Genomic DNA, 12,197 nt, shown 5'->3' with positions numbered 1-12,197 from the left:
CGCTGGACCTGGATGAACCTGGTCAGCGCCTGCGGTGCGTGCAACGGCCGCAAGGCCGACCGCACGCCGGAGGAAGCAGGCATGCCGCTGGTGTACCTGCCGTATGTGCCAAGCCGTTTCGAGGACTTTCTGCTCGAAGGCCGGCCCATTCGCGCCGACGTGCACGAGTGGCTGGCCGCGCGGCTGCCAAGGAGTTCTCGGCTGAGCTGACACATGGGAAGCGATGTGATGCGCCCGCCATCGGCGAGCGTCGCCAGGCGCGTCACGCTCGCCGAGAGGTCGCGGAAGTTGCCGCTCCACACCGCGTCGCCCGACTGGGCGAAGCGCAGGTACTGTGCTTTCGCTTCGGCATTGAAGCGCACCGAGCGGCCCAGTTCGACACTGGCGCGCGAGAGCAGGTGCCCGACATTCGGTTCCAGGTCTTCCGTGCGCTGCGACAGACCCGGCAGCGTGCAGGACCAGAGGTTGATCCGCGCGTAGAGATCTTCTCGGAAGCGGCCCTGCGCCACGTCGAGACGCAGATCGCGATTGGTGCCGACGATCATCGGGCGGGCCCTTGTCCGTGGATCTCCGTGTCCGCATGGCCGCCAAGCGCCGTGCCTGCTGCGTGACGGGGCTTCACGGACGACTGGTCGGTGGCCGTCGTCGACGTGCGCGACGAAGGGGCCGCGGCGGGCAGCGCGACCGAGAACACCCGCGCACCGCGACGCACCCAGCCGCAGCAGCCGCAGTGCAGGTCGCCGATGCAGTCACCAGATACTCCGTCGGCGTGGCGACTTCGACGGCCATCGTCGGCTCCAGCAGACCTTGACGCACCGGGCCCGCAGGGTTGGCGATTGTGGTGATGGCCTTCTCGGCTTGCCGGAAAATGCAATCCGCGATGGCCACCCGCAAGACCGCCCGCCACCATCACCACGTCTATGTCGTGGAGCTGTCGGATCGCGTGTGGAACCTGCCAGTGTTTCGCAGGGCCAATCCCGATCACGTTCTTGGCAAGCCATTCGTCTATGTCGGCATGACCGGTCTCGATCCCGACCTTCGCTTCGACCGGCACAAGGCGGGCGTGCAGGCCAATCGCTTCGTTTTGGAGTACGGCCTGCGGTTGATGCCGGAGCTCTACGAGGTCTATAACCCGATGCCTTACGAGGCCGCGCGCGAGATGGAAGTCGAGCTGGCCATCGGCTTGCGCGAAGCCGGCTATGGGGTCTGGCAGGCGTAACCCGCATGATCGACATCAGGTGGTTCTGCAGGTCTTGGGACCGTCTGACAGCCACCTAAGCGTTCACGAACAACGCCAGCACTCAGGCAGATGACGGGTGTCCCGCCGCCGGGGCGATGCGGCCCGCTGGTGCGACGGTCTCAGGCCGGCGCCAACGCCGCGGCGCGCCGGACACGCCGCCATGCGGACCACGCCGCCTGGCGCTCGTTGCCGTCGCGTGCGGCGTGAAGCAGGTCCTCGATTGCCGGCAGCGCCGTCGGGTCACCGATGGCGCCGAGGGCCTCGATCGCCGCGACCCGCAGCCGCTGGTCGTGCGCGACCAGCTCCAGCAGCTTCGGCACCGCCGTCGCGGCGCCCGCGCCGATGCTGCCCAGCGCGGCCACGGCAGCCGCCTGCACATCGGCGCGGCGGTCGTGCAGCAAGTCCGCGAGCCTGGGCACGGCCGCCTCAGCCGCGGGGCCGAGGCGGCCCAGCACGGGGATGACGAACCGACAGCGCACAGGATCGCCCAGGCCGGCGATCAGCGGCGCCAGGGCCGGTGCGCCGATGCCGGCCAGCGCCTCGATGGCCGCGTCGCGGGCGTCGAAGGAGGAGTACCCGAACGCCATCTCCACCAGCTTCGGGATCGCGGGCGCCGCCAGCGGGCCTAGGCCGCCGAGGGCACGGGCGGCGGCCTGGCGGACGGCGCTCGATACCTGCTCGGTGCGGAAGCTCGACCGTTCCTGCATCTGCTGCAGCGCGAGTTCATCCCTGTAGCTGGGGGAATAGCCGTCAAGCGGCGCAAACACCGGCTTGTAGGCGAAGTCGAGCATGGCGAGCAGCGGCGCGACGGGGTCCTCGGCGGTGCGCCAGATCGCCAGCAGGCCCTGCAGTGCTTCCGTGCGCTTGTCGTCGTCCGGCTGCTGCAGCAGCCGCTGCAGCATCGGTACGGCCGCCGGCGTGCCGATCCTGGCCATGGCACGAACCACCTCCAGCCCCATGTAGGACGTGGTGTAGCCCTCCAGCCGTGGCAAGGCCGCCGCAGCCAGCGAGCCCATCTCGCCCAGGGCTTGTGCAATGGCCGGGTCGGTGATCGGGCCGTGCCCGATGGCGAAGGCGTCGAGCAGTGTCTGCACGGCGCCTATGCGTGCCAGGGCATGGGCGGCCGTCCGGTCGTCCTCACTGTGGTTCCAGCGCCGTATCAGCGCCGCCAGCGCCGGCGCCGCGCGGGCCGCAGCCGGGCCCATCAGGCCGATGGTGCGCGCGGCCGCCTGCCGCAAATCGGCATTCGGGCACGCCAAAAGAGGCAACAGACTGTCCAGGGCCTGCACGCCCGGCGCGACGCCTGCCAGGGCGCCGATCGCGGCCAGCACGAGGCCGTCGTCGTCACTCGCCAGCATCGCAATCAGCGGCGCCGTGGCTGGCGCGGCGGCAGGCCCGATCGCGGCGATCACGCGCGCGGCGGCCAGGCGCACGCCGACCTGCGCGTGCGCCAGCAGCGCCACCAGCTGGTCCACGGCCGGCAGGGCTGCCGGGCCCACCGCCCGCAGGGCGTCGACGGCGCCGGCACGCACCGGCTCGGCGGCATCCGTCAAACATGACGCCAGGTTTGGCGCCGCCGTCGCGGCCGCGGCACCGATGCTGCCCAGTGCCTGCACCGCCGCCCGCCGCACCGCTTCGTGCGGGCTGCGCAAGAGTTCGACGAAGGCGGGCAGGTCGGCGGCGGAGGCTTGGCCGAGATGCACGATGGCGTCGGCCGCCGCGGACCGCACGCCGGGCTCGTCGTCGGCCAGCCGCGGCACGAGCGCCGGCAGCGCACACGCCGCGGCGACACCGACTCGCGCCAGGGCCGAGGCGGCAGCAGCGCGCCGGGTGGCGTCTCGATGGGCGAGCAAGCCCCCGAGGGCCGGGACGGCCGCTGCCGCCGCAGTGCCCATGCCTGCCAGGGCCGCCGCCGCGGCCACGCACACCGGCGTCGGCTCGTCGCCCAGCAGACGGGCCAGCTCGGGGACAGCGGCATTCGCCGACGCGCCCATGCTGGCGAGCGCCGACACCGCGGCCAGTCGCGTCGTCGTGTCCGCGTCGGCCAGATGGCCGATCAAGCCGACCAGGCAGTCGGCGGGCGGCATGCCGAGCCTGCCCAGCGCGAGGCCGACCTCGTGGCGCAGCGAGTCGCTGCCCTGCGCCAGCAGGGCGACGAGGTCCGGCGCACAGCGGGCCGCAGGCGGGCCGATCGCGGCCAGCGCCTTGACGGCGGCACTGCGCAAGCCCTGGCCAGGGCCCGCGAGCAGCTCGAGCAGGCGCGGCACGCTCGCCCCGGCGGCCGGACCGGCGCGTGACAGGCTACTCACGACGGCGGCGCGCACGGCCTCGTCGTCGAGCAGCAGCAGTTCGACGAGGGACGGCAGATCCGCCGGTGCAGGCGCCGTGCCGCCCAGCGCCTGCACCGCGGCCTGCCGCACCGCCGGATCGGCATGCGCCAGCAGTCCGATCAGTTGGGCGACGGGAACGGCACCCGAGCTGCCGATCTGCGCCAAGGCATCAGTCGCCGCGGCACGGACCTCGCCAAGCCCGTCCGCCAGCAAGGCGATCAGGGGCGGTACGGCCGCGGCGGCGGGCGCGCCGATCGACCCCAACAAGCGGGCGGTGTCGATGCGCACGCCCGGATCGGCGTGCGCCAGCAGCCTGATGAACCGTCCCGCGTCCGCGGCCACTGCCGGCGCCACCGTCTGCAGGACGGTCGTCAACTCCTGTCGAACCTCCGCGCCCTGGCTGCCCAGGAGCTCGACGCAACGTGGCAGGCCGGCGGCAAGCGGGGCACCGATGTTCTCGAGCACGATCGCCGCGGCGCGACGCAGGCCCGCGTCGGTGCTGGTCAGCAGTTCGATCAGCCGCGGGATCGCCGTGGCGCTCGATCCGGGGATCTGGCCGAGCGCTTCGAGCGCCGCGACGCGCACGGCGGGGTCGGCGAGCAGGTCCGTCAGTGCGGGCACGGCTGCCGCGCCCGGCGCACCGAGGCTGCCGATCACCTGGCAGGCGGCGGCGCGCACGGCGGCTTCGTCGTGCGCCAGCAGTGCGTTCAGCCGGGGCAGGGTCGGGACGCCTGGTGCGCCAATGTTCGCCAATGCCGTGTGGATGGCCGCGCAGCGCACGGCATCCGGGTGGGCGAGGCTTTGCACCAGCGCCGGTACGGCGTCGCCGGCCACCGGACCCAGGCGTCCCAGCGCCGTCACGGCAGGCACGCCGACGATCGGATGCTCGATCAGCGCGACGAGGTCCGGCAGCGCGCCGGTGGCGCCCGCGCCCAGGCGAGCGAGTGCGTTCACGGCCGCGATCCGCGCGCGATCGTCATCGTGCTTCAGCAGGCCGGTGAGCGCCGCTGTCGCGCTGGCGGCCGTCGGGCCGATCGCGCCGAGCGCGCCCGCCGCGGCGATGCGCACATCGGCGTTGTCGTCCACGACCAGGGCGACGAGCCTGGTCAAGGCAACGGCGGCGCTGCCGCCCAGGCGCCCAAGGGCGCCCGCGGCGGCCGCTCGGGTGGCGCTCGAACTGTCCGACAGGCGAGCCGTCAGCTGCGCGACGGCCTTGGCCACGTCCGGCTCGGGCACGATGGTGATGCGCCGGTGCATCGGCACACCGGCGATCCGCGCGTGGAAGGTGACGCCGAACGGCGCCAGGTCGGCGTCGGTGCGCTCGTAGCGAAACAGGCCGGTCGTGCCGTCGAAGGCCACGGCGCCGGCCGGTGCCGGCTCCAGTGCGAGCAGGAGCTTGTGTGCAAGCAGACCCGCGAGCTCGGCGACGGCCGCCGGGATCGACTTCGAGCGCACGATGGCTTCGTGAGTATGACGATGCTGCAGCTCGGCCAGCACCGGCCTGCTCTTGCCGCTGAGTTGCCGGAACTCGCGCAGCGGCTGCAGGGCATGCCGGGTGGCCGCCAGCGCCGCCTCGACGGCCTGGCGTGCCGGTGGGAGCGCTTCGAGCGCGTGGTCGAGTGCGCCCAGTTGCTGCAGCAGGCGCTCGCCCCGCGCTTCGAGTTCGCCCGGTTCGTGGACCATGGCGCTTGCGCTGTCCAGTGCCTGCTGAAGTTGTCCGCGCACTTGCGGCGTCAGCAAGGGGTCCAGCGGGGCGGTGGCCACCCGAAAGCCCAGTGTCGGCCCCGCCATCGAAATGTCCGGTATCGCGGTGAATGCGTACGTCGACGGCATGTCGCTCATGTCGATCTCCCTTGGCCTGCAGCGGCTCGCGAGCCTCGTGACATTCGCGAAATCGACTGCGATACCCTTCAGTCCCGCGGAGCTGATGGTGTGGCGGGGACGGGCACGGTAGGTTGCGATCGGTCAATCAAGCCGTGGCCTGCGGTCGGCATGGCAACGAGTGACAACAACGGCGTTCGTCTGTGCGCTGATCCGGCGCGATCTTCCCCGAAGCGTAACCCTCGGCCTGCCAACCCTTGGGCTCCTGAAGAGCCTCGGGTCTGTATCCGGTGTCCACGAGGACCTTTGCCAGCATCGGCTCTCGCGACGCCGGAGGCCGCCGCCATTGGAGGGCTGGAAGTGACCGGACTCGCGCAGCCAAGGTTGCTGACGATTGCCAGGAGGCGCTCGATTCGACCACGAGTACTACCGTGACAAGCATATGCCTCTTGTGAAGGAGCGCATGGGAGATAAATGCAAGTACTACACCATTGACAAGGGACTGGCTGGGGCAGAGCCTGGCGCACCAGCGACCTATGTGGGGATGTGCCACATCTTCTGTGACTCGGTGGAGGCCTTTCAAGCGGGCTTCGGCCCGCATGCGAAGGAGATCTTGGCGGACATTGCGAACTACACGGACCAGGAGCCAGTTCTCCAGATCAGCGAGGTAGTGGTTGGCTGAGGTCGCTATCTCGGACGGCTAGCGTTCTACGTGAGGGACAGCCGAAAGTGGGCGAAGCCCGCTTGGAGGCGTCCCCTCGAGGCAGGGGCTAGGCGGCACGTTGTGTGGCAGGACTTCGACGATCTCGGCGAAGCCTTCTTCGAGCGAGGGCGGTTCGAGATGCTCGAACACATGAAGGATGGCCTCCTCGCGAATACGGGCTAGACCGCGCCTGGTGGCATTGCGCGACTTGGCGAGCTCGAGTGGGGTATTGACCCAGACGGCGACGGCTCTGCAACCGACTTCGGAGGCAATGCCCAAGGCGCGACTGCGGTGACGCCGGGATGGAAGCGGGCCATCGAGAAAGATGGAGTTGCTGCCCATGAGTGGCGCGTTGCGGGCGACCCATGTGCTCTTGCCGGCACCCTGGAGGCCGAAGACAACGAACAAGGTTGCCCGCTCGCCCGCGGCAACGAGCTTCTGCCTCAGCGCGCCGTAGGCGAGTTCCCACGCGGAAGCTACCTGCTCCTTGGTGACGACATCAGCTTCCTCAAGATTGAGAAAGTGATCGGGACTGACGTGATTGGGATGGGGCATTTCAGGCCGCCTCACGTTGGACGTAAGGGGCGGACGGAGGGGTCAGGTGCCTGCGTGCTCATGGAATGCGCTCTGCCTCTGGAGGCGGAACGACCCACTGATGCTTCCTCTCTTCGTAGACGGAGACACTTGGAGGTGGGAAGCTTGGGTCGGCAAAGGCGCCCACAGGGATGGCCACGAATGCCTCCAGGCCCTCAGGCTCGTAGTAGACGGTGGAGCCGCAGCTGGGGCAGAAGTGAAACTTGACTCTTGAGCCTTCGTCTCCCACCCGAACATATTCGGTTGAGACACCCGAAATGGTCACGTTCTCGCGGGGAAACCTGGCCTGCTCCCCGAAGACGCTGCCGGTTCGGCGCTGGCAGGCCAAGCAATGACAGATTGAGACCCGAACAGGCTCACCGTTGACTTCGGCAGTGAGCTGACCACAACTGCATGAGGCAAGACGGTTTGGCATGCGAGTCTTTCAGGCACCCCACGTTCGACCTAACACGTGGCCTGTCGGCATTGCTAGCGCCCAGCCTGCAGCAGGGCTGCCATTTTCTCGTGGATCAGGTTGACCGCCTTGAGCGGGCGAAGCATGACCTTGAACTCGGTGACTTCTCCATTCTCGTTCCACTTGATCATGTCGACGCCGTTGATGCTGATGCCATCGATTTCGAGTTCGAATTCAAGGATCGCATCGCGATCAGCCTTCAGCTCTCGGACGTAGTGAAATGACTCGTTTCCGAAGACCTTGAACGCGGCGGCTAGGTACATCTTTGTGATTGCCTTGCCGACCTGGGGCTTGTGAACCACCGGCGAATGGAACACGGCATCGTCTGCCAGCAAACCATCAAGCCCTTGCACATCGTGCTGCTTGAGGAGCCTATGCCAGGTTGCGATGGGATCGGATTGCATGTGCTGCCTTTGGATCGGAGAACTGGGGCTCGTTGACACCTGGCGTTCGACGTGAGGGGCGGCTTGCGCGAACGCGCAAGGCGTCCGCCTGACCAAGTGCTTAGGCCGCCCTTTCGGCTGCAACCGACCTTCTCTTGGATGCTATTGCGTCCACTTCGACGAACCATGCTGGATCTACCAACTGAGAGACGAATACGGCGGTAGACGCAGGGCGGTGTGAACCCAAATGCTTGAGCCTTGCAGCGCGGACGGCATCGCCATCGTGACCGGCAACCATGAACGTAGTGAGCTTGATGAGGTCGGTAGGGCCCAGGCCATGCGCGCGCAGCAAGGCCACGATGTTGGAGAAGACTTGATCGGCTTGCTCCTCGATTGAGGTCGGAGTGCTTCCATCCGGGCGAACGCCAAGTTGGCCCGAAATGAAGAGAAGCTCGGTTCCTTCCGGCACGGATACCGTATGACTGTATAAGCCCAAAGGGGCGTGAACGTCGGATGGATTTGTGAGGGTCAGGCTCATTGCCTTCTTTCAAGGTGATAGGGCCGAAGCATGCCCCCAAGTGAGCCTTCTGCCGCGTAACGTCCGCTCGACGGAGGGGTTATACGCCGAGCCCGGCCTACCGCTGAGGCACTTCGGCCCTCCAGGCTGCCATCAGCCCGTTCGACGGCAGCGATTCGTCGACCAGCTTGCGCGCCGTTTGCACACCCGCCACCGGCAGCCCGCGCGGATCCAGCACGCCGATCTGCACGAGCACGCTCGCCTGGTCCCAGTAGATGTGTTCGTGGCAGAGTTTGTCGCCGCGGAACTTGACCACCGCGAGCAGCGGGATCTCGACGCGCCGCCCGGTCGGCGCGATGCCCGGCAGCATCCACGGGATTTCGGTGGTGTGGGTGAAGCAGAACAGCAGTTCGTCGACCACCTGCGTCGCGCCGACCGTGCGCGAGATCGGGGTCAGCGAGGTGTCGGGCGGGTTGCTGTCGACGAAGAAGTTCTTGTAGAAGCGGTGCAGGTCGCGGTAGCCGACGCCGCCGGTCATCGTCGGGATGTGGTTGACGTAGGGTTCGGCGACCATCGTCGCCATCGTCGCGTCGACGTCGCGGTGCACGAACTCGTGCTCGCAGTGCTTGTCCCACAGCGCTGAGAGGTCGTGCTGGGGGCCGATCGCGCGCTTGAGCGTCGCGATGCTGCGCTCGTGCGCAAGCAGCGCCGAGGGCTTGTGGAAATGCTCGCCGCCGCGGCGCGCGAACGCGTGGTCCACGGCGGGGTAGACGTGCAGTTCGATGCCCGGCCGGCCACGCAGCTCGGCGAGGATGCGCTCGCGCGCCTCGGGCGGGCAGAACTTGTCGTTCTCGGCGATGTGCAGCGTGAGTGGGCGGCCGATCTTGCCCGCCTCGGCGAGCGCGGCTTCGATGCCCACGCCGTAGTAGCCCACCGCGACATCGCAGTCGGTTCGGCAGGCCGCGAGGTACGCGAGCTTGCCGCCGAGGCAGAAGCCGAGGACGCCGACGCCGCCGCGCACGTCGGCGCGTGATCGCAGCGCCGAGATGGCCGCCTGCACGTCCTCGACGCCCTTCGCCTCGTCGAAGCCCTCGTACAGCGCGAACGCACGCTGCCAGTCTTCGGGCGTCGCCCCCAGCTCGACGCCTGGCTGCTGGCGCCAGAACAGGTCGGGCACGAGCGCGACATAGCCTTCCTCGGCATACAGGTCGGCCAGCTCGCGCATCGTCGCATTGACGCCGAAGATCTCCTGCGCGATCACCAGGCCCGGCCCGTGGCCGGATGCGGGCAGTGCGAGATAGGCGCCAAAGCGGCCGCTGCCGTCGCCGGCCGCGATGTCGATCGAAAGAGGGCGTGTCTTTTGCGCAGTCATCGTCGTTCCTTTCCGTGTCTCGCCGTTCAACGCAGCGCCGCGAAGCGCCCGCCGTGGAAGACCAACGGCTCTGCGTCGACATGCATGTGCTGCTCCACGCGGCCGATGAACAGCGTGTGGTCGCCGGCCTCGATCGCGTCGCGGCACTCGCAGACGAAGTGCGCCAGCGTGCCGGCCAGCAGCGGCACGCCGTGCGCGGCCGAAGGCTGCCAGGCCACGCCGTCGAACTTGTCGGCCACCGTCGGGTTCGCGAAGCTCCGCGCGAGCGCCTCCTGCCCCGCGCCGAGCACGTTGATCGCGAAGTGGCTCGCGGCACGGAAGGCGCGCCGGTTCGGCGAGCGGTTCGCCAGGCTCCACAGCAGCAGCGGCGGGTCGAGCGACAGCGAGGCGAACGAGTTGACCGTGAGGCCCACGGCGCGGCCGTCGGGGCCGCGCGTCGTGACGACGGTGACGCCGGTGGGGTAGGCGCCGAGCGCATCGCGAAGCCGGCGCGCGTCCGTCGCGGCGGCGGCCGGTTGCGCCGTGGAATTGGCCACGGCAGTCGAGGCGGGGGCGGGCTGCATCGTCAGGCTGCCTGCGCGGCCGGTGCCGCATCGGCCGAGGAGGCGAGCTTCGCCATCTGCGTCGCGATGAAGCGGTCGCATTCGACGGCGTCGGCCCACCACGGGAAGTACGCCGGCGGATGGTCGAAGTTGTTGGCTATCGCGGCCGCCAGCGGCGGGCACTCGCCGGCCGCACCGAGCAGCTTCAGGATGTGATCGGGCGGCGGCGCGAGCAGCATGTTGGTCCAGCGGGTCACGTGCTGCGCATAGTCCCAGTAGCGGTCGAAGGTGGCCTGCATCCACGCCGCGTCGAACGGCCGATCGCCGTGCGCGACGATCGCGTCGTGCACGATCTTGAAGCACTTGGTCGCGTTGTTCGAGCCCTGGCCGGTGATCGGGTCGTTGACCACGACGGTGTCGGCAATGCCGAACACTTGCGCGCCCGACGGCAGCCGCCCCACCGGCCGCCGCACCGTCGGTGCAAATCGACCGGCGAGGATGCCGTTGTCATCACTCAGCTCGACATGGCGGCAGCGTTCGGCCTCCCAGGGCAGAAAGGTCTCGAGGATGCGCAGGCTCGTCGCGAGGTGTTGTTCCGGTGTCTTCGCGTCGGTCCAGCAGTCCAGCGGACCGCCGGGGATGCCTTCGAAAACCATGATCTCGCACGCGCCGCTGGTGGTCAGCGCCGGGAACACGAAGTATTCGCCGACGCCCGGGATGAGGTTGAAGCACACCCGCGAGTACGGCGTACGCGGGGTCATGCCCTTCACGTAGGTCAGCGCCAGCGCGCGCTGCGGCTGCTCGTAGGGGCTGTTCGTCGTATCGCGCTCGAACAGGCGCGTCACTTCGCCCTTGCCCGCGGCGACGACGGTGAGGTCGTGGGTCGCGGCGAGCGCCTCGAGCTCGGCGACGCCCGCATCCTGCAGCACGAAGCTCCCGCCGCGTTCACGAAAGCGCTCGATCCACGCCGGCATCTTCAATCGCTGGTCCACCGCCTGCGCGGGCCGGTCCAGCCGCGCGGCCCAGTCGATCAACTTGGCGCCGGGCTGGCCTGGGTGCGGCACGGTCAGGCCGATGCCTTCGACCGGTGGGCACTCGCGCGCCCAGCCGTCGAGGCCGAACTCGTGCTCGATCGCGAGCGCCGTGCCGAACATGCACTGGCTCGACATCACGCGGCCGCCCCGGATGTCGTCGGGGCTGCGGTTGCTGACCAGCGTGACCTGGTCGCCTCGGGCCTGCAGGCTCAGGGCCAGCGGCAATCCGGCCTGGCCGGCGCCGACGATCGCGATGCGTCTGGACATGGGGTTCCTCCGTGCGTGGGGTGGTAGGGCGGGCCGCTGCGTGCGGCGTTCAATCCATCAACTTCGGAATCGCCGGCACCAGGCCCTCGGGGCCGAGCGCCGAGTAGCCGCCGTCGACGGCATAGTCGGCGCCGGTGACGAAGCTGGCGCGCGGCGAGCAGAGGAAGGCGACGACCTCGGCCACCTCCTCGGGGTGGCCGACGCGGCCGAGCGGATGGAACGGCGCGGCGATGCGGTCGGTCTTCGTGCGGTCACCGTGGGTCAGCTCGTCCATCAGCCGGCACCAGGTCCAGCCGGGCGAAACCGAGTTGACGCGGATGCCGTCGGCGGCCAGGTCCAGCGCCATACTGCGGGTCAGCTGCACCAGCGCAGCCTTGGACACCGGGTACAGCCAGCGGCCGGTCTGCGCCACCTTGGCCGAGATGCTCGTGAAGTTGACGATCGCGCCGCCGCCGCGTGCCTTCATCGACGCATGCACCGCACGCGCGGCCATCACCGCGCTGACGACGTTGACGTCGAGCGCTTGCAGCCAATCGGCGCGCGGCGATGCGAAGCCGTTGTCCAGGTAGCTGCATGCCAGGTTCACGAGGATGTCGATGCCGCTGAAGCGCCGCACGACTTCGGCGACCGCATCGGCGAGCGCGTCGTCGCGGGTCAGGTCCAGCGGCAGCGCGAACAGCCGCTCGCCGTCGGCGGCGGCGACCCTTGCCGCGCCGGCACCGTCGATGTCGAAGATCGCGACCTGGGCGCCTTGCGCGTGCAGTGCGTGCACCACGGCCGCGCCGATCAGCGTGGCACCTCCGGTCACGATGGCGGTCTTGCCTGCGAGCTGGGACATGCGGCGCTCCTGTGAAGAAGATGCGCCATGGTCTTCGCCGGCGCCCCGCGGCGCGATCCGCCGGCTGCAACGACTATCCAGAAACTGCAAGATTCCCGCGCC

The 12,197-nt window shown here is 69.1% G+C and carries 11 protein-coding genes and 2 pseudogenes; 3 read left to right on the top strand and 10 right to left on the bottom strand.

Annotated elements, in window-relative coordinates; all coding sequences use genetic code 11:
* Nucleotides 1-210 (top strand): annotated as a pseudogene (locus tag VJ693_RS01225) (HNH endonuclease); the annotation flags it as partial.
* An 11-nt stretch (nt 211-221) separates the two neighbouring features.
* On the opposite strand, the pseudogene VJ693_RS01220 reads toward VJ693_RS01225, so the two are convergent.
* Nucleotides 222-545 (bottom strand): annotated as a pseudogene (locus VJ693_RS01220) (sigma 54-interacting transcriptional regulator); the annotation flags it as partial.
* Nucleotides 546-880: 335 nt separating this feature from the next.
* Between VJ693_RS01220 and VJ693_RS01215 the strand changes: the two are divergent.
* The gene (locus VJ693_RS01215) at nt 881-1,219 is read left to right on the top strand and encodes a hypothetical protein (RefSeq protein WP_324151638.1); all 339 of its coding nucleotides are present in this window, start codon (nt 881-883) and stop codon (nt 1,217-1,219) included.
* A 140-nt stretch (nt 1,220-1,359) separates the two neighbouring features.
* Here the strand turns inward: VJ693_RS01215 and VJ693_RS01210 are convergent, their stop codons facing one another.
* A complete protein-coding gene (locus VJ693_RS01210) occupies nt 1,360-5,412 on the bottom strand; it encodes a HEAT repeat domain-containing protein (RefSeq protein ID WP_324151637.1) in 4,053 nt (1,350 codons plus the stop codon).
* Between the two features lie 373 nt (nt 5,413-5,785).
* On the opposite strand from VJ693_RS01210, the gene VJ693_RS01205 reads away from it, so the two are divergent.
* Complete coding sequence (locus tag VJ693_RS01205) at nt 5,786-6,073, top strand: EthD family reductase (protein ID WP_324151636.1); 288 nt, start codon at nt 5,786-5,788, stop codon at nt 6,071-6,073.
* A gap of 18 nt (nt 6,074-6,091) precedes the next feature.
* On the opposite strand, the gene VJ693_RS01200 is transcribed toward VJ693_RS01205, so the two are convergent.
* The 8 genes from VJ693_RS01200 to VJ693_RS01165 form a co-directional block, all read right to left on the bottom strand.
* Nucleotides 6,092-6,649 carry an AAA family ATPase gene (locus VJ693_RS01200; RefSeq protein WP_324151635.1) on the bottom strand — a complete coding sequence of 186 codons (558 nt, stop codon included), beginning with the start codon at nt 6,647-6,649 and terminating at the stop codon, nt 6,092-6,094.
* Between the two features lie 58 nt (nt 6,650-6,707).
* Entirely contained in the window at nt 6,708-7,103 is a 396-nt protein-coding gene (locus tag VJ693_RS01195) for a GFA family protein (protein ID WP_324151634.1), read from the bottom strand.
* A gap of 53 nt (nt 7,104-7,156) precedes the next feature.
* Nucleotides 7,157-7,546, bottom strand: coding sequence for a nuclear transport factor 2 family protein (locus VJ693_RS01190; RefSeq protein WP_324151633.1), 390 nt, complete (start codon nt 7,544-7,546; stop codon nt 7,157-7,159).
* 100 nt (nt 7,547-7,646) lie between these two features.
* On the bottom strand, nt 7,647-8,063 hold the full coding sequence (locus tag VJ693_RS01185; protein ID WP_324151632.1) for a RidA family protein: 417 nt from the start codon (nt 8,061-8,063) through the stop codon (nt 7,647-7,649).
* 97 nt (nt 8,064-8,160) lie between these two features.
* Nucleotides 8,161-9,414: a dienelactone hydrolase family protein gene (locus VJ693_RS01180; protein WP_324151631.1), complete on the bottom strand. Its 1,254-nt coding sequence runs from the start codon at nt 9,412-9,414 to the stop codon at nt 8,161-8,163.
* A 26-nt stretch (nt 9,415-9,440) separates the two neighbouring features.
* On the bottom strand, nt 9,441-9,977 hold the full coding sequence (locus VJ693_RS01175) for a flavin reductase family protein (RefSeq protein WP_324151630.1): 537 nt from the start codon (nt 9,975-9,977) through the stop codon (nt 9,441-9,443).
* Between the two features lie 2 nt (nt 9,978-9,979).
* The gene (locus VJ693_RS01170; RefSeq protein ID WP_324151629.1) at nt 9,980-11,257 is read right to left on the bottom strand and encodes a styrene monooxygenase/indole monooxygenase family protein; all 1,278 of its coding nucleotides are present in this window, start codon (nt 11,255-11,257) and stop codon (nt 9,980-9,982) included.
* A 49-nt stretch (nt 11,258-11,306) separates the two neighbouring features.
* Nucleotides 11,307-12,095: an SDR family oxidoreductase gene (locus tag VJ693_RS01165; protein WP_324151628.1), complete on the bottom strand. Its 789-nt coding sequence runs from the start codon at nt 12,093-12,095 to the stop codon at nt 11,307-11,309.
* Nucleotides 12,096-12,197: the final 102 nt, after the last annotated feature.

It is taken from the genome of Ideonella sp. (assembly GCF_035254525.1).
Lineage (GTDB): Bacteria > Pseudomonadota > Gammaproteobacteria > Burkholderiales > Burkholderiaceae_C > Ideonella.
Note: the sequence above shows the minus strand (reverse complement) of the source record. Positions and strands in the feature narration are given on the sequence as shown.

Excerpts from the sequence above, each read along its gene's own strand:
- VJ693_RS01215 (WP_324151638.1), top strand. The coding sequence starts at position 881 with ATGGCCACCCGCAAGACCGCCCGCCACCATCACCACGTCTATGTCGTG.
- VJ693_RS01210 (WP_324151637.1), bottom strand. The coding sequence starts at position 5,412 with ATGAGCGACATGCCGTCGACGTACGCATTCACCGCGATACCGGACATT.
- VJ693_RS01200 (WP_324151635.1), bottom strand. The coding sequence starts at position 6,649 with ATGCCCCATCCCAATCACGTCAGTCCCGATCACTTTCTCAATCTTGAG.
- VJ693_RS01195 (WP_324151634.1), bottom strand. The coding sequence starts at position 7,103 with ATGCCAAACCGTCTTGCCTCATGCAGTTGTGGTCAGCTCACTGCCGAA.
- VJ693_RS01190 (WP_324151633.1), bottom strand. The coding sequence starts at position 7,546 with ATGCAATCCGATCCCATCGCAACCTGGCATAGGCTCCTCAAGCAGCAC.
- VJ693_RS01185 (WP_324151632.1), bottom strand. The coding sequence starts at position 8,063 with ATGAGCCTGACCCTCACAAATCCATCCGACGTTCACGCCCCTTTGGGC.
- VJ693_RS01180 (WP_324151631.1), bottom strand. The coding sequence starts at position 9,414 with ATGACTGCGCAAAAGACACGCCCTCTTTCGATCGACATCGCGGCCGGC.
- VJ693_RS01175 (WP_324151630.1), bottom strand. The coding sequence starts at position 9,977 with ATGCAGCCCGCCCCCGCCTCGACTGCCGTGGCCAATTCCACGGCGCAA.
- VJ693_RS01170 (WP_324151629.1), bottom strand. The coding sequence starts at position 11,257 with ATGTCCAGACGCATCGCGATCGTCGGCGCCGGCCAGGCCGGATTGCCG.
- VJ693_RS01165 (WP_324151628.1), bottom strand. The coding sequence starts at position 12,095 with ATGTCCCAGCTCGCAGGCAAGACCGCCATCGTGACCGGAGGTGCCACG.